This window comes from Bradyrhizobium yuanmingense (assembly GCF_025200905.1).
Classification (GTDB): domain Bacteria; phylum Pseudomonadota; class Alphaproteobacteria; order Rhizobiales; family Xanthobacteraceae; genus Bradyrhizobium; species Bradyrhizobium yuanmingense.
The window spans coordinates 7,498,602-7,522,031 of record NZ_CP104173.1 but is presented as its reverse complement, the minus strand read 5'-3'; the positions used below and the strand labels follow the sequence as shown (position 1 = coordinate 7,522,031).

Annotated in this window: 22 protein-coding genes; 17 read left to right on the top strand and 5 right to left on the bottom strand. The window is 66.6% G+C overall.

Annotated elements, in window-relative coordinates; genetic code table 11:
• The first annotated feature begins 283 nt into the window (after nucleotides 1-283).
• Together N2605_RS34860 and pncA are read left to right on the top strand one after the other, a co-directional pair.
• Nucleotides 284-1,225 carry a hypothetical protein gene (locus N2605_RS34860; RefSeq protein WP_225186467.1) on the top strand — a complete coding sequence of 314 codons (942 nt, stop codon included), beginning with the start codon at nucleotides 284-286 and terminating at the stop codon, nucleotides 1,223-1,225.
• A gap of 230 nt (nucleotides 1,226-1,455) precedes the next feature.
• Entirely contained in the window at nucleotides 1,456-2,178 is a 723-nt protein-coding gene (gene pncA / locus N2605_RS34855) for a bifunctional nicotinamidase/pyrazinamidase (protein WP_036003240.1), read from the top strand.
• A 151-nt stretch (nucleotides 2,179-2,329) separates the two neighbouring features.
• Here the strand turns inward: pncA and grpE are convergent, their stop codons facing one another.
• Together grpE and hrcA are read right to left on the bottom strand one after the other, a co-directional pair.
• Nucleotides 2,330-2,947 carry a nucleotide exchange factor GrpE gene (gene grpE / locus N2605_RS34850; RefSeq protein ID WP_036003237.1) on the bottom strand — a complete coding sequence of 206 codons (618 nt, stop codon included), beginning with the start codon at nucleotides 2,945-2,947 and terminating at the stop codon, nucleotides 2,330-2,332.
• A 94-nt stretch (nucleotides 2,948-3,041) separates the two neighbouring features.
• Complete coding sequence (gene hrcA / locus N2605_RS34845; protein ID WP_036003234.1) at nucleotides 3,042-4,130, bottom strand: heat-inducible transcriptional repressor HrcA; 1,089 nt, start codon at nucleotides 4,128-4,130, stop codon at nucleotides 3,042-3,044.
• Nucleotides 4,131-4,298: 168 nt separating this feature from the next.
• Between hrcA and rph the strand changes: the two genes are divergently transcribed.
• Genes rph through hemW form a run of 3 tightly spaced genes read left to right on the top strand, consistent with a single transcriptional unit; the run spans nucleotide 4,299 to nucleotide 6,803 of the window.
• On the top strand, nucleotides 4,299-5,012 hold the full coding sequence (rph, locus tag N2605_RS34840) for a ribonuclease PH (RefSeq protein ID WP_036024340.1): 714 nt from the start codon (nucleotides 4,299-4,301) through the stop codon (nucleotides 5,010-5,012).
• Between the two features lie 11 nt (nucleotides 5,013-5,023).
• Nucleotides 5,024-5,659: an RdgB/HAM1 family non-canonical purine NTP pyrophosphatase gene (gene rdgB / locus N2605_RS34835; protein ID WP_260345210.1), complete on the top strand. Its 636-nt coding sequence runs from the start codon at nucleotides 5,024-5,026 to the stop codon at nucleotides 5,657-5,659.
• Entirely contained in the window at nucleotides 5,646-6,803 is a 1,158-nt protein-coding gene (gene hemW / locus N2605_RS34830) for a radical SAM family heme chaperone HemW (protein ID WP_036024335.1), read from the top strand. The genes rdgB and hemW overlap by 14 nt, the downstream gene beginning before the upstream one ends.
• 100 nt (nucleotides 6,804-6,903) lie before the next feature.
• On the opposite strand, the gene N2605_RS34825 is transcribed toward hemW, so the two are convergent.
• Nucleotides 6,904-8,136: a penicillin-binding protein activator gene (locus N2605_RS34825; protein WP_051056860.1), complete on the bottom strand. Its 1,233-nt coding sequence runs from the start codon at nucleotides 8,134-8,136 to the stop codon at nucleotides 6,904-6,906.
• 355 nt (nucleotides 8,137-8,491) lie between these two features.
• On the opposite strand from N2605_RS34825, the gene rsmI reads away from it, so the two are divergent.
• From rsmI to N2605_RS34790, 7 genes are all read left to right on the top strand, one after another.
• Nucleotides 8,492-9,442: a 16S rRNA (cytidine(1402)-2'-O)-methyltransferase gene (gene rsmI / locus N2605_RS34820; RefSeq protein ID WP_260345208.1), complete on the top strand. Its 951-nt coding sequence runs from the start codon at nucleotides 8,492-8,494 to the stop codon at nucleotides 9,440-9,442.
• Nucleotides 9,429-9,830 carry a YraN family protein gene (locus tag N2605_RS34815; protein ID WP_036045010.1) on the top strand — a complete coding sequence of 134 codons (402 nt, stop codon included), beginning with the start codon at nucleotides 9,429-9,431 and terminating at the stop codon, nucleotides 9,828-9,830. The genes rsmI and N2605_RS34815 overlap by 14 nt, the downstream gene beginning before the upstream one ends.
• 10 nt (nucleotides 9,831-9,840) lie before the next feature.
• A complete protein-coding gene (gene gshB, locus N2605_RS34810) occupies nucleotides 9,841-10,785 on the top strand; it encodes a glutathione synthase (protein ID WP_036024326.1) in 945 nt (314 codons plus the stop codon).
• Between the two features lie 284 nt (nucleotides 10,786-11,069).
• Nucleotides 11,070-11,891, top strand: a complete 822-nt coding sequence (cpaB, locus tag N2605_RS34805; protein ID WP_057030543.1) for a Flp pilus assembly protein CpaB — start codon at nucleotides 11,070-11,072, stop codon at nucleotides 11,889-11,891.
• Nucleotides 11,892-11,901: 10 nt separating this feature from the next.
• A complete protein-coding gene (locus tag N2605_RS34800; protein ID WP_225113139.1) occupies nucleotides 11,902-13,419 on the top strand; it encodes a type II and III secretion system protein family protein in 1,518 nt (505 codons plus the stop codon).
• 49 nt (nucleotides 13,420-13,468) lie between these two features.
• Complete coding sequence (locus N2605_RS34795; RefSeq protein ID WP_260345207.1) at nucleotides 13,469-14,200, top strand: CpaD family pilus assembly protein; 732 nt, start codon at nucleotides 13,469-13,471, stop codon at nucleotides 14,198-14,200.
• Nucleotides 14,197-15,486, top strand: coding sequence for a CpaE/TadZ family protein (locus N2605_RS34790; protein ID WP_036003204.1), 1,290 nt, complete (start codon nucleotides 14,197-14,199; stop codon nucleotides 15,484-15,486). Before N2605_RS34795 ends, N2605_RS34790 begins: the two co-directional genes overlap by 4 nt.
• Nucleotides 15,487-15,605: 119 nt before the next feature.
• Here the strand turns inward: N2605_RS34790 and N2605_RS34785 are convergent, their stop codons facing one another.
• Together N2605_RS34785 and N2605_RS34780 are read right to left on the bottom strand one after the other, a co-directional pair.
• Complete coding sequence (locus N2605_RS34785; protein ID WP_260345206.1) at nucleotides 15,606-16,403, bottom strand: tetratricopeptide repeat protein; 798 nt, start codon at nucleotides 16,401-16,403, stop codon at nucleotides 15,606-15,608.
• Nucleotides 16,404-16,483: 80 nt separating this feature from the next.
• Entirely contained in the window at nucleotides 16,484-16,729 is a 246-nt protein-coding gene (locus N2605_RS34780) for a PilZ domain-containing protein (RefSeq protein WP_018644993.1), read from the bottom strand.
• Nucleotides 16,730-16,956: 227 nt separating this feature from the next.
• Here N2605_RS34780 and N2605_RS34775 point away from each other — a divergent pair, with 227 nt between their 5' ends.
• The 5 genes from N2605_RS34775 (at nucleotide 16,957) to N2605_RS34755 (ending at nucleotide 23,388) form a co-directional block, all read left to right on the top strand.
• The gene (locus tag N2605_RS34775; RefSeq protein WP_260345203.1) at nucleotides 16,957-18,495 is read left to right on the top strand and encodes a YifB family Mg chelatase-like AAA ATPase; all 1,539 of its coding nucleotides are present in this window, start codon (nucleotides 16,957-16,959) and stop codon (nucleotides 18,493-18,495) included.
• 108 nt (nucleotides 18,496-18,603) lie between these two features.
• Complete coding sequence (locus tag N2605_RS34770) at nucleotides 18,604-19,071, top strand: hypothetical protein (RefSeq protein WP_036003195.1); 468 nt, start codon at nucleotides 18,604-18,606, stop codon at nucleotides 19,069-19,071.
• 228 nt (nucleotides 19,072-19,299) lie between these two features.
• A complete protein-coding gene (locus N2605_RS34765) occupies nucleotides 19,300-21,567 on the top strand; it encodes a PAS domain-containing hybrid sensor histidine kinase/response regulator (protein ID WP_225148195.1) in 2,268 nt (755 codons plus the stop codon).
• Nucleotides 21,568-21,628: 61 nt separating this feature from the next.
• Nucleotides 21,629-22,258: a histidine phosphatase family protein gene (locus N2605_RS34760; RefSeq protein ID WP_225113144.1), complete on the top strand. Its 630-nt coding sequence runs from the start codon at nucleotides 21,629-21,631 to the stop codon at nucleotides 22,256-22,258.
• A gap of 71 nt (nucleotides 22,259-22,329) precedes the next feature.
• The gene (locus N2605_RS34755) at nucleotides 22,330-23,388 is read left to right on the top strand and encodes an AI-2E family transporter (RefSeq protein ID WP_036003187.1); all 1,059 of its coding nucleotides are present in this window, start codon (nucleotides 22,330-22,332) and stop codon (nucleotides 23,386-23,388) included.
• Nucleotides 23,389-23,430: the final 42 nt, after the last annotated feature.

The following is a 23,430-nucleotide window of genomic DNA, read 5'->3' as shown; positions in this document are numbered from 1 at the left end:
GAGGGGGGGAGGGGCCCGCAAGGACCGAAGCTAGGTTTCTGCCGCTAAAACATCGGGTTTTGGAAGGTGATATCCGGGCTCAACCGCCCTTGCGGGTGAGGAATTATTAACAGGTCCGGGCGTCGGCAAGCCCCCGCACCCGCAAGCCCGCCCGCCCTGTTGCGGCGAGGCCAAACCGGCTAAAAGGCGGACCGACCGCACAGCCAGCGCAGCTGCTTCGCGCGACAAAGCGGCCCGGTGGCCGACCATCGAACGGCCTCAATGTGAACCAATCAGAGTGGCCATGAAGCTGACCCGCCCCCTCGCCGCGCTCGCCCTCCTCGCCGTAACAGCGCTTCCGGCCTTCGCCGCCGACGTCGTTTTCCCACCCGGCTTGCGTCTCGGCATGGTGCCGTTGATCGGCCTCAGCACGGCCAAGACCTTTCCGGGCTTCGAGAGCGAGGACGGCAACGTCAAGGTGCTGGTCACCGAGCTGCCGCCGGCCGCCTATGGCGAGGTCGTGAGCGCCTTCAATTCCAATCCCGGCGGGACCGGCGGCGTCAAGCAGGACAAGGTCGAGACCCCCGCTGGCCTTGCCTATTTCACCACCGAAAGCGGCAAGGCCGGCGATACCCCGGTGAAGCGCTATTCGATGATCGTGCCCGGCGCCGGCTTCTCCGGCTATGTCGCGGTGCAGATCCCGGAGAATGCGACCAAGATCTACACGGACGAGGCGGTGCGACAGATGTTCGCGAGCGCCACCACCCGCAGGCAGGTCTCGGCCGAGGAGCAGATCGCGCTGCTGCCGTTCAAGATCACCGATCTCGCCGACTTCAAGGACATCAAGACCCTGGCACCGGGCTCGAGCATCATCCTGGCCGACGGCGATGAGAGCGTGGGCTACGAGGCGAGGCCGTTCATGATCCTCGGCCTGATCGGCGCCACCCCGCAAGCCGCCGACGACCGCGCCCGCTTCGCCCAGGAGGCGGCGCTCCAGATTCCCGGCGTGCGCGAGTCGCGCATCACCATGTCCGAGCCGATCCGCATCAACGGCCAGCAAGGCTTCGAGACCCGGATCGACGGCGTCAGCGGCAAGGACAAGGTCCCGGTGACGGTGGTGCAGTGGATCCGCTTCTCGAGCGGCGGCGCATCATTGCGCATCATCGCCAGCGCCCCGCGCGACCAATGGCAAGCCGCCTTCACCCGCTTCCGCACCGTACGCGACGGGATTCAGCCGAAGGGGTAGGGCGAAGCCGGCGCTAATCGTGGTTGGTCGCAGTTTCACGAAGAACCTTCGCCCAACTTCTCCCTGTGGTTATGGATCCCGGGTTCGCGCTTTGCGCGCCCCGGGATGACGGCGCTATGGGCTTTGTCAGCCCACGCGCTGGACAGAACCCGCTGCATTTTCAGGCTTCTGTTCGTATACGAACGGAACTAGGCTTCCTCCCGTTGGATCATCCTGGAGGGGAGGTAGACATGCTGGTTCGGCGACAGGTCTTGGCAATGCTTGGAACGACGGCGCTGGCGACGCTCGCGCCAAGCGCGCTGTTCGCGGCCGCACCGATCAAGCCGGACGAAGCGTCCGCGCTGCTCGTGATCGACGTGCAGAACTGCTTCCTGCCCGGCGGGAGCCTCGCGGTGAAGGAAGGCGAGCAGGTGGTGCCGGTCATCAACAAGATCTCGAAGGCATTTGCGAATGTGGTGCTGACGCAGGACTGGCACACGCCGGGCCACGTTTCGTTTGCGTCGGTTCATTCCGGCAAGAAGCCGTTCGAAACGGTCGACCTGCCCTACGGCAAGCAGGTGCTGTGGCCGGACCATTGCGTGCAGGGCACCGAGGGCGCGGCGCTGTCGAAGGACCTGTCGATCCCGCACGCCGAGCTCATCATCCGCAAGGGATTTCACAAGAACGTCGACAGCTATTCGGCCTTCCTCGAGGCCGACGGCAAGACCTCGACCGGGCTCGCCGGCTACCTGAGGGGCCGCAAGATCAAGCGCGTCTTCGTCGCTGGTCTTGCGACAGACTTCTGCGTCGCCTGGACCGCGCTCGACGGGCGCAAGGCGGGCTTCGAGGTCTATGTGGTGGAAGACGCCTGCCGCGGCATCGACACGCAGGGCTCGCTCGCCAAGGCCTGGGCCGACATGGCCAAGGCGGGCGTGAAGCGGATTCAGTCTGCGGATATCGCGGTGAGCGCGTAGGCGGCGCGCCATCTTCCGTCATTCCGGGGCGCGCTTCAGCGCGAGCTATGGTGCGCAATTTGCGCACCTGAGAATCCATTGTGCGGTTGTCTCTGCTGTTCGATGGATTCCGGGTTCTCGACTTCGCCGAGCCCCGGAATGACGCCAACACTCAGTTCGCCGCGCTGCTCGATTCGTTGTTGTTCGCCGCGGGCGCAGTCTTCGCGCCGCCCTTGGCGACGCCGACCAGCGCCGGGCGCAGCACGCGGTCACCGATGGTGTAGCCGGCCTGCATGATCTGCACCACGGTGCCCGACGGCACCGACGCGTCAGGCACTTCGTACATTGCCTGGTGGAAGTTCGGGTCGAACTTCTGGCCCTGAGGATCCAGCTTCTTCACGCCGTGTTTTTCCAGCGCGTTGAGCAGCGCGCGCTCCGTGAGCTCGACGCCCTCGATCAACGAGACCAGGCCGGGATCGGCCGCAGCACGCGCCTCCGCCGGAACGGCATCGAGTGCGCGCTGGAGATTGTCGGCGATGTCGAGCACGTCGCGCGCGAAGCCGGTGATGCCATAGAGGCGGGCGTCGGCAACTTCCTTGGCGGTGCGCTTGCGCAAATTCTCCATCTCGGCCAGCGTCCGCAGCATGCGGTCGCGCGCTTCAGCCGCTTCCTTTTGCAGGGTTTCGACCGAACCCGGCTCGGGATCGTCGGGCATGATGTAGGGTTTCGACACCACGGGCTCGCCGGTCGCTGCAGTCGTGTCTTGGGGTTGCCGGTCTTGCTCGGTCATCGGCTCTGATCTCGAACTCGTTTCAGGGATGTTGGCCCGGATATCGTGCTTAAGCCCGCGAAAATCAAGCGCCCGTGATCGACAGAAAGGCCGGTCAGCCCCCCAACAGGCGGCTGACGATGCGGGCGGCGTAGTCCACGGTCGGGATCACGCGGGCATAATTCAGCCGCGTCGGGCCGATCACGCCGAGAACGCCGACGATGTGGCCGGCGGCATCCCGATAGGGCGAGATGATGGTGGAGGACCCCGACAGCGAGAACAGCTTGTTCTCACTGCCGATGAAGATGCGCACGCCTTCGGCGGTCTCGGCCCGGCCGAGCAGATCGATCACGCCGCGCTTGGTCTCGAGGTCGTCGAACAACAGGCGAACCCGCTCCAGATCCTCCAGCGCGTGCAGATCTTCGAGCAGATTGGCGTGGCCGCGGACGATGAGCTGACGGTCCTCGCTCTCGCCGCCGGACCAGCTGGCAATGCCGGCCGAGATCACTTTCTGTGTCAGCTGATCGAGCTCGGCACGGGCCTCGCCGAGTGCGGTCTCGAGCTCGAGCCGCGCTTCGGCCAAGGTGCGGCCGCGGATCCGCGCATTGAGGAAATTGCCGGCCTCTGTCAGCGCCGAAGAGGGAACTCCGGGCGGCAGCGTCAACACGCGGTTTTCAACCTGGCCGTCTTCGCCGACCAGGATCACCAGCGCTTTTTCCGGTTCCAGGCGGACGAATTCGATGTGCTTCAGCCGCGCATTGGATTTCGGCGTCAGCACGACGGCGGCGGCCCGGGTCAGACCGGAGAGCCGCATCAAGGCCTGGTCCAGCGCCGCCTCGACCGATTGCGCCTCGCCGACGGACGAGAGCTGGCTCTGGATCGCCTGCCGCTCGGCCTCGTTGAGGTCGCCGACCTGCATCAGGGCATCGACGAAGAAGCGCAGGCCCAGTTCCGTCGGCAGCCGGCCGGCGGAGGTGTGCGGGGCATAGATCAGGCCGAGCTGTTCCAGATCGGCCATGACGTTGCGCACAGATGCCGGCGACAGCGGCATCGCAATCAGGCGGGAAATGTTGCGCGAGCCGACCGGCTCACCGGTCGCGAGATAGCTTTCGACAATTTGACGAAAGATGTCGCGGGAACGCTCGTTGAGCTGGGCAAGGCCTGCGCGCGGCGCGATCAGATGGATCGGATCGTGATGGGCCACAGACGGTAACTCCTCTCGGATCCTTATAATTTGTCCATCCGGGCCGCGTCTGACAAGCGTGGCGTTTGCAGGCCGACGGTCAGGGGGTGAATAAGCCCTTGCCGCCCACCCCCGCCCCACCTACAAGCACCGCGAACAGCCTATTCCCGTGAGTTTTGGAGATTTCCCATGCGGCCAAGCCGCCGTGCGCCCGACGAATTGCGCCCCGTGACGCTGGAGCGCGGCGTGGTCAAATATGCGGAAGGCTCGTGCCTCGTTAAATTCGGCGACACCCATGTGCTGGTCACCGCCACACTGGAGGATCGCCTGCCGCCGTGGCTGAAGGGGCAGGGCCGCGGCTGGGTCACCGCCGAATACGGCATGCTGCCGCGCGCGACCTCCGAACGCACCCGCCGCGAGGCCTCCGCCGGCAAGCAGAGCGGCCGCACGGTCGAGATCCAACGCCTGATCGGCCGCTCGCTTCGCACCATCGTCGATCTCGAAGCTCTCGGCGAGCGCCAGATCACGGTCGATTGCGACGTGCTCCAGGCCGACGGCGGCACGCGCACGGCCTCGATCACCGGCGCCTGGGTCGCGCTTGCCGATTGCCTCAACTGGATGAAGGCGCGCAACATGGTGAAGGCCAACGTGATGCGCGACAACGTCGCCGCGATCTCCTGCGGCATCTACAACGGCACGCCGGTGCTCGATCTCGACTATGCCGAGGATTCGGAAGCCGAGACCGACGCCAATTTCGTCATGACCGGCGATGGCCGCATCATCGAGGTGCAGGGCACCGCGGAACGCGAGCCGTTCACGCAGGACGAGTTCCTGAAACTGATCGCCCTGGCGCAGAAGGGCATTGCGCGTCTGGTGGACTTGCAGAAACTGGCCGTGGCGTAGTCAATAGGCCCATGCACCGCCGAATCACCGACAAGCTCGTCATCGCCACCCACAATCCCGGCAAGCTCGCCGAGATGAGGGAGCTGCTCGCGCCGTACGGGATCGAGGCGGTGTCGGCCGGCGAGCTCGGCCTAGACGAGCCCGAGGAAACCGGCAACGATTTCCGCAGCAACGCCGCGATCAAGGCGGTCGCCGCAGCGCAGGCGACCAAGCTGCCCTCCTTCGCCGACGATTCCGGCATCGTGGTCGATGCGCTCGATGGCGCGCCGGGAATCTACAGCGCGCGCTGGGCCGGCCCAACCAAGGATTTCAACGCGGCGATGGCGCAGATCGAGCGCCTGCTGCAGGAGCGCGGCGCCACCACGCCGGACAAGCGCAAGGCCCACTTCGTCTCCGCGCTTTGCGTGGCCTGGCCCGACGATCATCGCGAGGAGGTCGAGGCGCGCGTCGACGGCACGCTGATCTGGCCACCGCGCGGCACGGCCGGCTTCGGCTACGACCCGATGTTCCTGCCGGACGGGCACATCCGCACCTTCGGCGAGATGACCAGCATCGAGAAGCACGGCCTGCCGCCGCTTGGCCTCGGCCTGTCGCACCGCGCCCGCGCTTTTCGGAAACTGGCGGAGATCTGCCTTGAGCCGCGCTAACAAGGATGCGTTTGGCGTCTATGTGCACTGGCCGTTCTGCCTGTCGAAGTGCCCCTATTGCGACTTCAACAGCCATGTCCGCCATGCCGCGATCGACGAGACGCGCTTCGCCGCCGCCTTCGCGCGTGAGATAGCAACGACCGCGGAGCGCGCGCCCGGCCGCGAGGTCACCTCGATCTTCCTCGGCGGCGGCACGCCGTCACTGATGCAGCCCGCCACCGTCGGCGCGGTGTTAGACGCGATCGGCAAGCACTGGACCGTCGCAGGCGACGTCGAGGTAACGCTGGAAGCGAACCCGACCAGCGTCGAAGCCACGCGCTTTGCCGGTTATCGCATCGCCGGCGTCAACCGCGTCTCGCTGGGCGTGCAGGCGCTCGACGACGCCTCGCTCAAAGCGCTCGGCCGCATGCACAGCGCGCGCGAAGCGCTCGATGCCGTCGCCATCGCGCGCCGCGCGTTCGACCGCTATTCGTTCGACCTGATCTACGCCCGCCCCGACCAGACGCCGGCGATGTGGGCGGGCGAGCTGCGGCACGCCATCGATGAAGCGGCCGAGCATCTGTCGCTCTATCAATTGACGATCGAGGAAGGCACGCCCTTCTTCGGCCTGCACCAGGCCGGCAAGCTGAAGACGCCGGACGAAGCGGTCGCCCGCGCGCTCTACGACGTCACGCAGGAGACCTGCGACAAGCTCGGGCTGCCCGCCTACGAGATCTCCAATCACGCGCGGCGCGGCGCCGAATGCCGGCACAATCTGGTGTACTGGCGCGGCGAGGAATATGCCGGCATCGGCCCGGGCGCACATGGCCGTCTCGACATCGACGGCGTGCGCCACGCCACCGCCACCGAGAAGCGTCCCGAGGCCTGGCTGATGCGGGTCGAGACCAACGGCGACGGTGTCGTCAGCGACGAGCTCCTCAACAGCGAGGAGCGCGCCGACGAATTCCTGCTGATGGGTTTGCGTCTCGCCGAAGGCATCGATCCCGAGCGCTACAAGGCCCTCGCCGGCCGCCCGCTCGACCCCCGCCGCATCGCGCTCTTGCGCGAGGAAGGCGCGATCACCGTGGATGCGACGGGACGGCTGCGGGTGACCAGCAGCGGTTTTCCGGTGCTGGATGCCGTGGTCGCGGATTTGGCGGCTTAGCGGATCTCGTAGCCCGGATGGAGCGTAGCGCAATCCGGGACGGTCTCACCGCGTGGACAGAACCCGGATTACGCTGCGCTCCATCCGGGCTAAGAAACCATTACGCCCCAAAGCTCTTCGGCGAGCCCGCCACCGCAACGCCGCCGCCTTGCGTCACCTTCATCACGGCAAGTCCGCGTTCATTCGTGCCATCAGCACGGAAGCGGAACAGGCCGTCGATGCCGGCGAAGCCTGAGGGGTTGGTGAGCACGTCGGAGGAGAAGCGCTGGCCGCCTTGCGTGCGCGCCAGCGCGGCAACGAGCGCGACCGCGTCATAGGAAAGGGTCGCGGTGCGGATCGGCTCGGCGCCGTATTTCGTGCGGTAGCGGCCGGAGAAGGCGCGGAAGCCGGCCGGATCGGGCGCGGCGTAAAGGCCGCCCTGCAGCGCGGCGCTGGCATAGACGCGCGGATTGTCCCACAGGCCGGTGCCGAGCAGCTGGATGTTGCGCAGGTTCGCGCCCGCGGCCGTCATCGCATCCGCCACTGACACGACGGCATCGCCGTCATCGGCAATGAATAGCGCGTCCGCACTGCCGAGCTGCTGCGCCACGGTGCGCGCGGGCGTGGCGCGATCGGCACCGTATTTCTCGAACGCAACGATGCGCCCGCCGCGCCGCGGCACCGCCGCCTTCACCGCGGCCTCGACGACATTGCCATAGGCGTTGTCGGGCACCAGCACCGCGACGGAGCGCTTTCCGATGCCGGCGGAATATTCGACGATGCGGTTGACGTCGGACTCCGGCAGGAACGAGAGCAGATAGACGCCGCGTCCGGCGATGCTGGAATCGGTCGAGAAGGCGATGACGGAAATGCCGCGCGTGCGCGCGACCTGCGCCACCGCCGGCACCGATTGCGCGAACAGCGGCCCGAGGATGATCTCGGCACCCTCGTCGACCGCCTGCTGCGCGCCGGCCTGCGCGCCTTGCGGGCTGCCATTGTCGTCCTTGATCAGGAGCTGGATGTTCGGGTTCTGGAACTCGGCCAGCGCCATCTCGGCGGCGTTGCGCATCGATTGCGCGGCGAGCCCGGCATTGCCGGCCGCGGAGAGCGGCAGGATCAGGCCGACCTTCACGCCGCCGGTGCCGGCGGTCGTCGCCTGCTGCTGCGGTCCTGCCGGCTGGGCCGGCGGCGCGGAGCTCGAGAACGGGTTGGAGAACTGGCTGAGGCTTTGCTGCACGCCGGCGCAGGCCGACAGCACGGGCGCGCCGAGCAACAGGCCGAGCGCAGTCCGCCGGGTCGCCCCTGGCGATGGGGATCCCGGAAGGTGAGACTTTGGATGACGCGGGCCGACCATGGCAGCTTCTCTTCCGACCCGCCGTTCGCCGGCCGATCACGACATTGCTTTCCGCGACGGGGGGCCGCGGATTCAGGCAGTGTGTCGGCAAATAGTTAACCAAAACAAAAGGATAACAATCGCTTAACGCGGCCGCAATCCCGTCCCGGCTACTCTTCGCCGTCACTCATTCACTCATCAAGGCGGCGTTTCCGTCGCGAATATGGCGCGAGGGCCCCTCCTGCCTCCCGGCGCGATCTCGACCGATCACATTCCCGTCCGTTCCTCGCCCCTCACCTGGATACGATCTTTGGGCACGATCTTTTTCGGCGAGCCGGTTCCCAGCCTTAGCGATCGTGCCTAAGTTGGCTCCATTATGCGCGCAAAGCCGGCCCCGATAAATACGCCTGAAGCTCAAGACGCCGCCTCGCGCGGTTTCTCCATCGATGCCCATCGGCTCGCGGCGCCGAAGGCCGCGCCGGGCCTCCATCTGGTCGCGACCCCGATCGGCAATCTCGGCGACATCACCCTGCGGGCGCTGCAGACGCTCGCCGGCGTCGATGTCATCGCGTGCGAGGACACCCGCATCACGCGCCGCCTGACCGAGCGCTATGCGATCACGGCCCAGCTCAAGCCATATCACGAGCACAATGCGGAGGCCGCGCGTCCCAAAATCCTCGAAGCCCTCGGGCAAGGCGGCTCGGTCGCGCTGGTGTCGGACGCCGGCACGCCGCTGATCTCCGATCCCGGCTTCAAGCTGGTGCGCGAGGTCTGCGCCGCCGGCCATGCGGTGTATGCGCTGCCCGGCCCGTCCTCGGTGCTGGCCGCGCTGTCGGTCGCCGCGCTGCCGACCGACCGCTTCTTCTTCGAAGGCTTCTTGCCGGCGAAATCAGCCGCGCGGCGCAGCCGTCTCACCGAGCTCGCCCGCATTGACGCGACGCTGGTGATGTTCGAGTCAGGCAACCGCATGCAGGATACGCTGGCCGATCTCGCCGAGATCATGGGGCCGCGCGAGGCCGCGATCTGCCGCGAGCTGACCAAGCTGCATGAGGAGATTTCGCGCGCAACGCTGAGCGAGCTGGCGCGCGAGGCTGCAACGCTGGAGACACGCGGCGAATTCGTGCTGGTGATCGCTCCGCCCGCGGCCGACGCCGAGGTTCTGACATCGGACGCGCTCGATAGTCTGTTGCGCGAGCAGCTTGCCGCGCACAGCGTCAAGGATGCCGTGGCGCACGCGGTCGCGTTGTCGGGCCGTCCGCGCCGCGAGGTCTATGCCCGCGCGCTCGAGCTCGCAAAGGACTCGCGGGGCAGCGATGGCGAAGACTGAGATTCCTGCGGAACCGAAGGTCGCGTCGCCCGAGCGCGTCGCGGCGTTCCAGACCGGTATTTCCGCGGAGAGCCGCGCCGCCGCCTACCTCATGGCCAAGGGCTACCGCATTCTCGCCAAACGTTACCGCACCCCGCATGGCGAGATCGACATCGTGGCGCGGCGCCGCAACCTGATCGCCTTCGTCGAGGTCAAGGCCCGCGCCACGCTGGACGAGGCCGCTTTCGCCGTGACGCCGCGCCAGCAGCAGCGCATCATCGACGCCGCCCAAGGCTGGCTCGCAGCGCATCCCGAGCATGCCGAATTCGAATTGCGATTCGACGCCATGCTGATTGCGCCGCGCTCGCTTCCGCGCCATCTGTTGGCGGCATTCGACGCCTCGACCTGAAAGGCAGCCCATGAAACTGAACGTCGCCGTCCAGATGGACCCCATCGCCCGCATCAACATCAAGGGCGATTCCACCTTCGCGCTGCTCTTGGAGGCGCAGAAGCGCGGCCATGGCCTGTCTTATTACACGCCCGACAAGCTCTCGATGGTCGGCGAGGAGCTGGTCGCGCCGGTTCAGCTCCTGACCGTGCGCGACGAGCCCGGCGACCATTTCACCCTCGGCGAGCCCAGGCGCGAGGCGCTGAACGGGTTCGACGTGGTGCTGCTGCGCCAGGATCCGCCGTTCGACCTCGCCTACATCACCTCGACGCATTTCCTGGAGCGCATCCATCCGAAGACGCTGGTCGTCAACGATCCCGCCTCGGTGCGCAACGCGCCGGAAAAGCTGTTCGTGATGAATTTTCCGCAACTGATGCCGCCGACGCTGATCTCGCGCGACCTCGATGAGATCAACGCGTTCCGCGACAAGTACGGCGCGGTCGTCATGAAGCCGCTGCACGGCCATGGCGGCGCGGCGGTGTTCCGCGTGATGCCGCAGGACATGAATTTCGGCTCGCTGTTCGACATGTTCTCGGTGACGTTCAGGGAGCCCTGGGTGATCCAGCAATTCATCCCCGAGGTGAAACACGGCGACAAGCGCATCATCTTGGTCGACGGCGAGTTCGCCGGCGCGGTGAACCGCGTGCCGGCCGCCGACGACCTCCGCTCCAACATGGTGCGCGGCGGCGCGGCGCAGGAGACGGAGCTCACCCCGCGCGAGCGCGAGATCTGCGCCACGGTCGGCCCGGCGCTGCGCGAGCGCGGCCTGCTGTTCGTCGGCATCGACGTCATCAACGGCAATCTCACCGAGATCAACGTGACCTCACCGACCGGCATCCGCGCCATCGCACGGCTCGGCGGCCCGGATGTCGCGGCGAAGATCTGGGACGTGATCGAAGCGAAGCGGAAGAAGTAGAGCTCTGCGCGCAGCCCGGATGGAGCGTTAGCGAAGTCCGGGATGCTAACGACGTATTCACCATGACGCCGCGCGCGCCGTGCGAACGTACGTGCCCGCGTAGGTGAAACTACGGGGCTGTTGGCCGACCCAATAACGCCGCGTTCACCATCTGCCGAAAACCAGCATCGCGGCCGGCGATCACGTTCGGCCTCGCAACACCCCTTATACTTTTGCTGCCTACTCATCGATGCGGGGGAACACGCCAGGTGCGGTTCGAGTGCCCCGCGTAAGAGTAGAAGCGTATGAATACCGCACGCATTGTCGTTCTCGTCATCGCTCTCGGCGCCGGCGGCGTCGCTGCATATCTGGCGAGCGGCTATCAGAATCCGCCCGCGGCCGTCCTGCCCGTCGCCGAGAAGCTGCCGACGGTCGAGGTCCTTATCGCCAAGAACGACATCCAGCTCGGCCAGCCCGTCAAGCCCGAGGACCTGCAATGGCAGGCCTGGCCCGCGGCAACCGCCAGCAGCGCCTTCATCCGCCGCGACAGCAGGCCCGAGGCACCGACCCAGATCGCGGGCTCGATCGCGCGCGTGCCGTTGATGCAGGGCGAGCCGATCCGCGAGCAGAAGCTGGTCAAGGCCGAAGGCTCCGGCTTCATGGCCGCGATCCTGCCGTCCGGGATGCGTGCCGTCTCCACCGAGATTTCAGCCGAAACCGGCGCCGGCGGCTTCATCCTGCCGAATGACCGCGTCGACATCGTCCTGACCCGCCGGCTGAAGAATCCGGACGGCGGCAACACCAACGGCCCGACCGGCGGCAACGACCTCATCCTGTCCGAGGTCATTCTCACCAACATCCGCGTGCTCGCGATCGACCAGGCCCCGAAGGAAAAGGAGGGCCAGAACGCGGTGGTCGGCAAGACCGTCACGCTCGAGCTGCGGCCCGACCAGATCGCTACGCTTTCGGCCGCACGCCAGGGCGGCACTCTGACACTCGCGCTGCGCAGCATCGTCGATGCCAACGCAGTCGACGGCACGCCCGAGGACCAGGCGATCAAGCGCCCAGGCGGCGTGAACGTAATCCGTTACGGCGTCCAGGCACGGCAACTGACGTCACAGAAGTGATGGGGACAGCATGAACTACGGGGGTGATCGGACGGGCTTGCGCATTCGGGGGAAGCGCGTGCGCTCGGTTCTGGCGGGGACGATGTTGGTGCTGGGGCTGCTCGCGGCTTCCGGCGTCCTCAGTGCTGCGGAGGCGCCGGTCGGCGACCAGGCGCCGATGCAGGCGTCGGATCTCGGCTTATCGTCGGTTGGGACGATCGCACCGGCGCGGTCGCGCTTTCTGTCGCTCGGCATCGGCAAGTCCGTCGTCATCGACCTGCCGCGCGAGGTCAAGGACGTGCTGGTGGCCGATCCCAAGATCGCCAATGCGGTGATCCGCTCGGCCCAGCGCGCCTATATCATCGGCGGCCAGGTCGGCCAGACCAACGTCGTGTTCTTCGCGGCCGATGGCCAGCAGGTCGCCTCCTATGACATCGCGGTGAAGCGCGACCTCAACGGCATGCGTTCGGCATTGCGCCAGTCGCTGCCGGGCGTCCAGATCGAGGGCGTCGGCGACAGCGTGATGCTGACCGGCTCGGTGTCGAGCCCGGTCGAGGCCCAGCAGGCCGGCGACGTTGCCGCAAAGCTGGTCGGCGGCGCGGACAAGGTCGTCAACAACATCGTCGTGCGCGGCCGCGACCAGGTCATGCTCAAGGTCGTGGTCGGCGAAGTCCGCCGCGACATCGTCAAGCAGCTCGGCGTCGATCTCAGCGCCAGCCTGAATGCCGGCACGGCGGTGGTGAATTTCAACAATTCCAATCCGTTCTCGGTCTCTGGCGGACCGATCGTCAGCAGCAATGGGCTCGGCGTCACCGGCCTCGCCAAGGGCGTCGCCACCGTCAACGCCACGATGCGGGCAATGGAAAGCGCCGGCGTCATGCGGACCCTGGCCGAACCGAGTCTGACCGCGATCTCGGGCGAATCCGCCACTTTCATCGCCGGCGGCGAATTCCCGATTCCCGGGGGCTACGCCTGCGATCCCGTCACTCACGTCTGTACCACCCAGGTCACCTACAAGAAGTTCGGCATCTCGCTGAACTTCACCCCGGTCGTGCTCAGCGAAGGCCGCATCAGCCTGCGCGTGATGACCGAGGTCTCGGAGCTGTCGAACACCAACTCGATCACGTTGACGCAGGCCGTGACCGGGTCCTCGACCAACTCGATCACCATTCCATCGATCCAGACCCGCCGCGCCGAAACGACCCTGGAGATTCCCTCGGGCGGCTCGATGGCGATGGCCGGCCTGATCCAGCAGCAGACCAAGCAGGCGATCAACGGACTGCCTGGTGTCGACCAAGTGCCGATCATCGGCGCGCTGTTCCGCAGCCAGGACTTCGTCAACAACGAGACCGAGCTGATGGTGATCGTGACGCCTTACGTGGTGCGCGCGGTTGCCCAGAAGGAATTGTCGCGGCCCGACGACGGCTTCGCGCCGGCCTCGGACGCACAGAGGGCGCTGCTCGGCCGGGTCAACCGCCTCTATGGCATCGCGAGCCGTGTCGATCCGGTCGCCGGCACGCCGGGCGATTTCGGCTTCATCATCGACTGAGACGAACGGTTTGGGGACCGGGCAAGGCAGGGGCAGGAGGGATCAGGGGATGACGACAACATCAGCCGATCGACGGCGCAATTTGCGGCTCACGCTGGCACTGACGGGCCTCTCCGTTATGCTCGGCGCCTGCAACACCACCGAGATCGTCACCCAGACGGTGCCGACCGATTATCGCCAGCGCCATCCGATTGCGGTGCAGGAAGGCAAGAAGTCGATCGTGATCTTCGTCGGCAAGAGCAGAGGCGGCCTCTCGGCTGCGCAGCATTCGGACGTCGCGGGCATCGCGCGGGACTGGATGCGCGAAGGCACCGGCTCGGTCGTCGTCGATGTGCCGGTCGACACCGCCAATTCGCGCGCGGCTGCCGCAACCTATCAGGAGATCCGCTCGGTGCTCACGTCCGGCGGCGTGCCGTCGCGCGCCATCGTCCAGCGGCCCTATCAGCCCGATGATCCCGGGCTACTGCCCACCATCCGCCTGAGCTATTCCAAGATCACCGCGGTCGCCGGCCCCTGCGGGCTGTGGCCCGAAGACGTCGGCCCCAACATCCTCAACCCCGGCTACACCGAGAACCGGCCCTATTTCAATCTGGGCTGCGCCAGCCAGCGCAATCTCGCCGCGATGATCGACAACCCGGCTGACCTAGAGCAACCGCGCGCCGAGACGCCCGCCTATACCGCACGGCGCGAGATCGCGTTCGATCGCTATCGCAAGGGCACGACGACGACGACCACCTATCCCGAATCCGACAAGGCCAAACTCAGCGATACCGCCAAATGACAGGCATCCACGACGAAGACGCGGACGATCCGCAGCATCCCGAGGAACACATCGCCCCGGTTCCTCGCATTTCGGTGCAAGCCTTCTGCGAGACCGAGCAGACGCTCAAGGCGGTGACCGCGGCTGGCCAGGACCGCCGGCTCGCCAAGGCCCATCTCAGCGCCAAGGATGGCGGCCTCGCCGCGGCGATCGAAGCCTATGAATCGATGCCGACGCCGAACGTGATCGTCATCGAGTCCGACGGCACGCGCGACATCCTCGAAGGACTGGACGACCTCGCCGGCGTCTGCGATCCCGGCACACGCGTGGTCGTGATCGGCAGCCCCAGCGACACCGCGCCCTATCGCGAGCTGGTGCGCCGCGGCGTCAACGACTACGTGGTCGGCCCGGTCGAAACCATCGACGTGGTCCGCTCGATCTGCAGCCTGTTCTCGGCCTCGGAAGCCATCATCACCGGCCGCGTCATCGCCGTGGTCGGCGCCAAAGGCGGCGTCGGCGCGTCCACCGTCGCGCATAATCTGGCCTGGACCATCGCCCGCGATCTCTCGCTCGATTCCGTCGTGATCGATCTCGACCTCGCCTTCGGCACCGCGGGCCTCGACTACAACCAGGATCCGGTGCAGGGCATCGCCAACGCGGTGCTGTCGCAGGACCGGCCGGACACGGCGCTGATGGAGCGCCTGCTCGCCAAATGCACCGATCGCCTCAGCCTCCTGGCAGCGCCCGCCACGCTCGACCGCGTCTACGATTTCGGTGCTGAAGCCTTCGATGCCGTGTTCGACACGCTGCGCATGACGACGCCCTGCATCGTGCTCGACGTGCCCCATCAATGGTCCGGCTGGACCCGGCGCGCGCTGGTGAACGCCGACGACATCGTGATCGTGGCCGAGCCCGATCTCGCCAATCTACGCAACACCAAGAACATGCTGAGCGTGCTGAAGGCGGCGCGACCGAACGACCGGCCGCCGCTGTACTGCCTCAACCAGGTCGGCATGCACAAGCGTGCGGAGATCGAGGTCAAGGCCTTCGCCAAGACCATGGAGAGCCAGCCGATCGCGGTGATCCCGTTCGATTCGAAACTGTTCTCGACCGCGGCCAATAACGGCCAGATGATCGCGGAGGTCTCCAGGACCCACCGCACCACCGTTCTGTTCCAGAATATGGCGAACCGCCTCGCCGGCCGCGGCGAGGTGAAGAAGCCGAAGCGCTCGCTGCTCGAGCCGCTTTTGAAGAAGCTGAAGGGCAAGTCGGGGCGCAGCTCGGCCCCGCATCGCAAGGCGTCGTAGGCGCGGCTTATTTGAGCATGATCTCCGCGCAAACGCCTTCCGCGTTTGTCGCGAGGGAAAACCGCTTCACACTTTGCGCTGACGCGGCCCTTCGGGTCCGGATCATGCTCTAGGGCGGACTACCTGTCCGCCCGCTGCTGCTTTTTCGCCAGCAGCTGCTTCAGCGCCGCGACCTTGGCCGCGGCCTGGTCCGGCGGCAGATCTGCCTTGACGAGGATTTCGGCCTCGGCCTCGCGACCCTGCAATCCCAGCACGAGCGCCAGATTGGCGCGGATCCGCGCATCGTTCTGATTGCGCTGATGGGCGCGGCCGAGCACCTGTTCGGCCTTCGATAGATTATTCTGCAGCATGTAGGACAGGCCGAGATTGGACAGCACGGTCGGCTCGTTCGGCACGATCTTCAACGCCGCAGCGTAATATTGCTGGGCTTCCTCGTTGCGGCCGAGCTGGTCGAGCACAGCGCCCTGCGCCGACAGGATGCGCCAATCGGGATCCTCGGGCGAATGCGCCCGGCCGAGGACGTCGAAGGCCTGCTGGAAATTGCCGTTGTCGGCGAGCGCGCGGCCGTAGCCGGCGAGCAGCGCCTTGTTGCCAGGACGGGCGAGCACGGCCTGCTCCAGCACTGCGACCGCCTGCGCGCGCTGGCCGCTGCCACGCAGCGCCTTGCCGTATTCGAGAGCAATGGCGGGATCGCTCGGCTTGGCGCGATAACGCTCGCGAAGTGCGTCCATCTCCGGCGTGGGGTCGGCCTTGCTGTCGGACTTGCCGTCAAACTTGGCGGCGGACTCCCGCTTGCCGCCGAGCGCACCGGTGACGTCGTCGATGCCGGCCGTCTGACAGCCGCCGAGGGCGAGGATCAGGACGGCGGAACACAGATATCCCGCCGGGGATAAGGCGAGGAACGAACGCTTGGGCATACTCTGATCACTCGGCAACTGATCAGAGATGCTTACCCATTAACGCTAAAGTCCCGTTAAGGAGGCGCGCCTGTTGAGGTTCAGTCGACGAACTCGGCGCCGAATTCGCAGCCGATGCGCCAGCGCAGGCGGCATTGGCGGGAATAATCAGGCGCGAAGATGATGGTGAATTGCGGCGGCACTTCCAGAAATTCCGCCACCACTTTCACGCCGCCATCCGAAATGTCCGTGATCGTGCAATCCCGCGGCAGCGAGCCCGCGCCAAAATGAATCTTGGCGAGACGGCTGCACACCCGACGTTCGCTTCTCCGGCGATTTGCAAGCATTTGAACTGTTCACCCGTTAGACCACGGCCCATCCCGCAGCCCTAGGAGTAGCGGACATTCGTTGGAATGTGCTGAGGAGAGAAGCTGGCATTCGAGACGTAGTGTCGGGACCGCGTTTACGCCTGGTTAGGATTTGATCGGCCGCCAAGTGATTGTTCCCGTATTGTTCTTGCGGAAACGGCCGCGCTCTGCTACCCCTAATTGCAGCAATGGGCAGGCTGGTCGGCATGGTTCAGCGGGTTTCTACCGTCGCCTTTGAGGGGATCGAGGCCCGTGCGGTCGACGTGCAGGTGCAGGTCGCGCCCGGCCTGCCGGCCTTTGCCATCGTCGGCTTGCCGGACAAGGCGGTATCGGAGGCGCGCGAGCGGGTGCGCTCGGCGCTGATCGCCTCGGGGCTGGCGCTGCCGGCGCGGCGGATCATCGTCAATCTGGCCCCGGCCGACCTCCCGAAGGAGGGCAGCCATTACGACCTGCCGATCGCGCTCGGGCTGATGGCCGCGATCGGCGCGATCCCCCCGGATGCGCTGACCGGCTTCACCGTGCTCGGCGAGCTCGGCCTCGACGGCTCGATCGCGCCGGTGGCCGGCGTCCTTCCCGCCGCGATCGGCGCCAATATGCGCGAGGAAGGACTGATCTGCCCGGCGTCCTGCGGCTCCGAGGCGGCGTGGGCGAGCCCGGACATCCAGATCATTGCCGCACACTCGCTGATCCAGATCGCCAACCATTTCAAGGGCACCCAGGTGCTGTCGCGGCCGACGCCGAAGGTGCACGAGGCCGCCGCCTCGCCGCTCGACCTGCGCGACATCAAGGGCCAGGAAAGCGCCAAGCGCGCGCTGGAGATCGCGGCCGCCGGCGGGCACCACCTGCTCATGATCGGCGCGCCGGGCGCCGGCAAATCGATGCTGGCCGCGCGCCTGCCCTCGATCCTGCCGCCGCTGTCGCCGAGCGAGCTGCTCGAGGTCTCGATGATCGCCTCGGTCGCCGGCGAGATCGAAGGCGGCGCGCTGACGGCGCGGCGCCCGTTCCGCTCGCCGCATCATTCCGCCAGCATGGCCGCGCTCACCGGCGGCGGCGCGCGCGCCAAGCCCGGCGAGATCTCGCTGGCGCATCAGGGCGTGCTGTTCCTCGACGAATTGCCGGAGTTCGATCCGCGCGTGCTGGATTCGCTGCGCCAGCCGCTGGAGAACGGCGAGGTCGCGGTGTCGCGCGCCAATCATCGCGTCACCTACCCTGCCCGCTTCATGCTGGTCGCGGCGATGAATCCCTGCCGCTGCGGCAATGCGTTTGAGCCCGGCTATGCCTGCAAGCGCGGCCGCATCGACCGCTGCACCGGCGATTACCAGGCGCGCATCTCCGGTCCGCTGATGGACCGCATCGATCTGCGCATCGAGGTGCCGGCGGTGACGGCCGCCGACCTGATCCTGCCGCCGCCGTCGGAAGGATCGGCCGAGGTCGCTGCCCGCGTGGCGGCGGCGCGCGACATCCAGCTGGCGCGCTATGCGGATGCAGGCCTGCCCCATGTCCGCACCAATGCTGAAGCCTCCGCCTCCGTGCTGGAGGAGATCGCAAAGCCGGACGCGCAGGGCCAAAAACTGCTGCGCGACGCCGCGGAGACCATGCGCCTGTCGGCGCGCGGCTATCACCGCGTGCTGCGGGTGGCGCGCACGCTGGCCGACCTCGACCATGCCGACAAGATCGGCCGGCTGCACCTCGCCGAAGCGCTGTCGTACCGCGCACTCGCGGAGGATGTGCGCCAGCTGGCTTGATCATTCCGCGCATCAACCCGGCGGTAACGACTTTCCTTTACGCTCTGCAAACCATAAGGCCCGACGCGTTTCGGTTGTGAGTTCCCGGGGCCTAGCGAGTAGAGCGTCATGTTGCGTTTCAAGTTCCTGGCCTCGGCTGTTCCCCTGTTGGCGGCTGCGGTGTTCGCCCGCGCCGAGATCGGATCGGTGTCGCATCCCTGCATCGCGCTGGGCGACACATCGGTCGAGCTCACCTCGCTGTTCTGGACCGCCGGTGTGCATGTCGCCTTCACCGACGATCCCGCGCGGGCAACGGTGCGGGTTCAGATCACCGAGGATGCCGACGCCGCGGATTTTGCCGTGGTCGACGACGGCCTCGGCTCCGAGCCTGACACCTGCCAGGCTAGCCCTTCGACGCGTCTCGTCTCAATCGCCGCGCAGCCGGTCGACGGCGGCCAGGTGGTCTATCTCTCCAGCGAAGGACCGGCGGATTACCGCATCTATGTGCGCTCAAAGACGTTCTCGCCGCGCGAGGCGGCGGCGCTGATCGTCGGCGCCCGCGGCGGCCATGGCCGCTTCCAAGCGGCATCGCTTTAGAGCTTTGTGTTTGAGCATGATCTCCGCGCAAACGCGTTCCGCGTTTGTCGCGAAGGAAAACCGCTGCACACTTTTCGCTAACGCGGCCCTTCGGGTCCGGATCATGCTCTGACCCGTTAACGTCTCGTCAACCCTGTTCGGAGGCGGCGCCACCGCCGCAATTTGTTCGCAAGGTCGGCGGGCCATCGTCGCACGCGGCGGCGGGGTTTCAGGCAAGGGTCGGTTGCGATGGGTCGGACGTTCCGGATCAAAGTGCGCATGCGTCGTTTCAGGCGACGGCATCCGAGGCTCGCTTTCGCGATCCGCTCCTTCATGATCTTCTCGGCGACGTTCGGCGGCGCCTATGGTTTCGTCTCCGGCAGCCGGTCCGACAATTCCGGCTACGATCCCCACACCTTTGCGATCGGCGCCAGCTTCCTGTTCGCGCTCGCCTGCCTCGGCCTTGCGACGCTGAGCATGCGTCTGCGCTTCGTCAATAAGCGGCTGCGGACGCTCGCCGCCCACAACGAAGCCTTGATCGACCGCAATTGGGAGCTGAAGGAAGCGGAAGAGCGCGCCCGCAGCCTGTTCGAGCAGCAGGGCGACCTCATCGTGCTGCGCGCTACCGACGGCCGCGTCACCTTTGCCAACGAGGCCTATTGCGCGCTCGCGGGACAGGCGCGCAGCGCGCTGGTCGGCACGCGATTCGATTTCGACGTGCTGGAGCAGGGCGACAGTGCCCGCGAGAGCAGCGGCACGCGCATCCACGACCAGAAGATCGCAACCCCGCTCGGCGCGCGCTGGATCGCCTGGCGCGAGGGCTATGTCCGCCTCGATGCCGGCCAGCCCGCCGAGTTGCAGAGCGTCGGACGCGACGTCACCGACCGCACCGAGACCGAGCGCGCATTGTCCGACGCGCGCGACCAGGCCGACGCCGCCAACCGCGCCAAGTCGCGCTTCCTGGCGATGGCCTCGCACGAGATCCGCACCCCCCTGAACGGCATCATCGGTATGGGCGGCCTGTTGCTCGACACCGATCTGACGCCGGAGCAGGCGACCTATGCCAGGGCGGTGAAGACCTCGGGCGAAGCCTTGATGGCGCTGATCGAGGAGCTGCTCGACTATTCCAAGATCGAGGCCGGCAAGCTCGACCTCGATCAACGTCCCTTCGCGCTCTCGACACTTGTCGAAGAGATCACCGAGCTGCTCGCGCCGCGCGCGCAGGCGAAGTCGCTCGAGATCGCCGCCTATGTCGACGAGCGCCTGCCGCTCGAAGTGGTCGGCGACGCCGCGCGGTTGCGCCAGGTGCTGCTCAACCTCGCCGGCAACGCCATCAAGTTCACGAGCAGCGGCGGCGTGGCGCTGATCGTCGAGCCCGGCATCTGGCCGAACGAGATCAGCTTCCTGGTTCGCGACACCGGCATCGGCATCGCAGCCGAAGCCCAGCAGCGCATCTTCCGCGAATTCGAGCAGGCCGACGAGCGCGTCGCCCGCACCTATGGCGGCACCGGACTTGGCCTCGCCATCAGCGAGCGCATCGTCAAGCGCATGGGCGGCCGGATCACGCTCACGAGCGAGCCGGGCAGGGGCTCGACCTTCGAGGTCGCGGTGCCGCTTCCGCCGTCGCAAGGCGGCGCCGGGCAGACCGCATTTCCGAGTCCCGACCTCACCGGCAAGTCGATGCTCCTCGTCGCCGACGGCATCGAAGCCTCGCTCATCGCGCGGCGGCTCGAACGCTGGGGCGGCCAGACCTGCCTGGTTGCAGATGCGGCGGTCGCCGAAGCATTGCTGCCGGAACGCTCCTGGCACACGGTGCTGATCGATCGGGCGATCGGCCCAGCCGCGGCCGATCAGCTCGGTGAGGCCGCCCGCGCGCATGCCTTGCAGCGCCTCGTTCTGCTGACGTCGAGCTCGCGCCACGAGAAGCTGTCGCCGGCTTTCACCGGCTTTCTGGTGAAGCCGCTGCGCGCGGCCTCGCTCGCCGCACGCCTTGCCCTGACGCCGGAGGTCGCCTCGCCCGATCTCGCGCCGGAGCCGCCGCCGGCCTCCGCCGGCCCCGCACCGGCGAAAGGCCTGTCGATCCTCGTCGCCGAGGACAACGAAATCAACGCCTTGCTGATGCGCTCGCTGCTGACCAAGCTCGGCCATCGCGTCGTCATTGCCGTCCATGGCGAGGCCGCGCTGGAATCCTGGCTCGCCGCCTCATCGGCCGGCACGCCCTACGATCTCGTGCTGATGGACATCCAGATGCCGCAGCTCGACGGCATCGAGGCGACAAAGCGCATCCGCGCGCACGAGGCCGCGCTGGGCGATTCCCGGACGCCGATCCTGGCGCTCACCGCCAACACGCTGGTGGAGGATCGTTATGCCTGCTTCGAGGCAGGCATGAACGGATTTCTGATCAAGCCGGTCGACCGTGAGAAGCTCGAGGAGGCGCTGGCGGGCCTCGCCGCATCCCCGGCACCAGACGGTTCCGGATCTCACGGGAACCTGATCTCGTCTGACGATCGCAATTGAAATCGAGCGCGTTGCGCGTCACGATCCCACCGGGGGCATTTTGCAACCAAAGGATTTGCGCATGAACGTGCTTTGCCGCCTCGCCCTGATTGTTCTCCTGGCTGGAATCTCCCGCCACGCAGCCGCCGACACACCGGACCTCATCTCGTCGCTCAAGCAGGGCGGCTACGTCCTGATCTTCCGACACACCGCGACTGACGACAGCCAGAAGGATGTCTATCCCTTCAAGTTCGACGACATGAGTGCCCAGCGTCAGCTCAGCGAGAAGGGCAGGGACGCGGCGCGCCAGATCGGGACGGCGATCAAGGACCTCGCGATCCCCATCGGCGACGTCTACACCAGCCGCCTGAACCGCGCGGTCGAGGCCGGCAAGCTGATCTCCGGCCGTGAGGTCAAGCCGGTCGATGCCCTGACCGACAGCAGCAACGCCAGCGCATCGGGAATGGCAAACCCGACCGGCGCCAATGCCAAGGCCGGGCAGGCCGTGCGTCAGCTCGTCGATGCGCCGCCGCAGGCCGGCACCAACACCGTCCTGGTCACCCACAAGACCAACATCGCCGACGCCTTCGGCAAGGACGCCGGCAACGTCGGGGAAGGCGAGGCCTTCGTCTACAAGGCCGGCAGCTCGGGCCCCGCCACCTTCGCAGGGCGCATCACGCTTGCGGATTGGATCGCGAAAGCGGGCAGGTGAGGACCTGCCGCTCCGCCACGATGTTGTGCTACGGACATCATCTGGCGAACGAGCGAAGAGCTGGCGAACACGTGAGAACATCGGAGAACCGTTCATTCCTCATCCTGCTTGGCGCGATCTCCGTCGCGTTCGTCTGGGTGCTTTGGCCGTTCTCCGGTGCCGTGTTGTGGGCCACGCTGCTGGCCATCATCTTCGCCCCGTTCTATCGGCGGGTGCTGAGATCCGTGCCCGAAAAGCACAACCTTGCCGCCCTCGTCACCGTCATCGTGGTGGTCGTCATGGTCCTGATCCCCGTGGCGGTCATCATCGCGTCGCTGATCGACCAGGGCGGGGAGCTGTATCAGCGCGTTCAGAGCGGCGAGATCAGCCTCTCTCATCCCCTGCAGCAGCTGAAATCCGCGCTGCCCGCCTGGGCTGTGTCGCTCGGAGACCGCCTGGCCGGCATCGATTTTTCGGCCCTGAGGGAACGCCTGTCGGGTCTGGTCGTCCCTGCCGGACAACAGCTGGCCGGGCACGCGATCAACATCGGTCAGGTGACGCTGGAGTTCGTCGCAAGCCTGCTCGTGATGCTGTACCTGCTGTTCTTCCTGCTGCGCGACGGTGACGAGCTCAATGCCCGCATTCGCGAGGCGCTCCCGCTGAGCCCGAACCATACCGCGGAAATTCTCGATGTCTTCACCCTGGCGGTTCGTGGAACGATCAAGGGGATCGTTCTCGTCGCGTTGATACAGGGAGCACTCGGCGGGCTCATCTTCTGGCTGCTCGGCCTCACCGCGCCGCTGCTGGCGGGCGCGCTGATGGCGCTGCTCTCGCTGCTGCCGGTGCTCGGCTCCGCGCTGGTCTGGGTTCCGGTTGCGCTTTACCTGCTTGTGGCAGGTTCGGTCACGAAGGGACTCATCCTGCTCGCTTTCGGCACCTTCGTGATCGGCCTTGCGGACAATTTTCTCCGCCCGATCCTGGTCGGCCAGTCGATCCAGATGCCGAGCTATATCGTGCTGCTCGCCACGCTGGGCGGCCTTGCGACGTTCGGAGCGAACGGGTTCGTGATCGGCCCGCTCGTCGCCGCGATGTTTCTGACGACGTGGCACATCTTCGTCGTCTCGAAGTCGAAACAGGGGGCCCCGAAATGATCGTCATGCCGGGCCTGGAGCGGGCGATCCGGCCGATGCGCA

Coding starts and splice junctions, on each gene's coding strand:
- N2605_RS34760 (WP_225113144.1), top strand. CDS start 21,629: ATGAACGTGCTTTGCCGCCTCGCCCTGATTGTTCTCCTGGCTGGAATC.
- N2605_RS34790 (WP_036003204.1), top strand. CDS start 14,197: ATGACAGGCATCCACGACGAAGACGCGGACGATCCGCAGCATCCCGAG.
- grpE (WP_036003237.1), bottom strand. CDS start 2,947: ATGACCGAGCAAGACCGGCAACCCCAAGACACGACTGCAGCGACCGGC.
- N2605_RS34815 (WP_036045010.1), top strand. CDS start 9,429: ATGGCGAAGACTGAGATTCCTGCGGAACCGAAGGTCGCGTCGCCCGAG.
- N2605_RS34780 (WP_018644993.1), bottom strand. CDS start 16,729: ATGCTTGCAAATCGCCGGAGAAGCGAACGTCGGGTGTGCAGCCGTCTC.
- N2605_RS34785 (WP_260345206.1), bottom strand. CDS start 16,403: ATGCCCAAGCGTTCGTTCCTCGCCTTATCCCCGGCGGGATATCTGTGT.
- N2605_RS34770 (WP_036003195.1), top strand. CDS start 18,604: ATGTTGCGTTTCAAGTTCCTGGCCTCGGCTGTTCCCCTGTTGGCGGCT.
- N2605_RS34825 (WP_051056860.1), bottom strand. CDS start 8,136: ATGGTCGGCCCGCGTCATCCAAAGTCTCACCTTCCGGGATCCCCATCG.
- N2605_RS34765 (WP_225148195.1), top strand. CDS start 19,300: ATGGGTCGGACGTTCCGGATCAAAGTGCGCATGCGTCGTTTCAGGCGA.
- rsmI (WP_260345208.1), top strand. CDS start 8,492: ATGCGCGCAAAGCCGGCCCCGATAAATACGCCTGAAGCTCAAGACGCC.
- rdgB (WP_260345210.1), top strand. CDS start 5,024: ATGCACCGCCGAATCACCGACAAGCTCGTCATCGCCACCCACAATCCC.
- N2605_RS34800 (WP_225113139.1), top strand. CDS start 11,902: ATGAACTACGGGGGTGATCGGACGGGCTTGCGCATTCGGGGGAAGCGC.
- gshB (WP_036024326.1), top strand. CDS start 9,841: ATGAAACTGAACGTCGCCGTCCAGATGGACCCCATCGCCCGCATCAAC.
- rph (WP_036024340.1), top strand. CDS start 4,299: ATGCGGCCAAGCCGCCGTGCGCCCGACGAATTGCGCCCCGTGACGCTG.
- N2605_RS34860 (WP_225186467.1), top strand. CDS start 284: ATGAAGCTGACCCGCCCCCTCGCCGCGCTCGCCCTCCTCGCCGTAACA.
- N2605_RS34775 (WP_260345203.1), top strand. CDS start 16,957: ATGGTTCAGCGGGTTTCTACCGTCGCCTTTGAGGGGATCGAGGCCCGT.
- N2605_RS34795 (WP_260345207.1), top strand. CDS start 13,469: ATGACGACAACATCAGCCGATCGACGGCGCAATTTGCGGCTCACGCTG.
- cpaB (WP_057030543.1), top strand. CDS start 11,070: ATGAATACCGCACGCATTGTCGTTCTCGTCATCGCTCTCGGCGCCGGC.
- pncA (WP_036003240.1), top strand. CDS start 1,456: ATGCTGGTTCGGCGACAGGTCTTGGCAATGCTTGGAACGACGGCGCTG.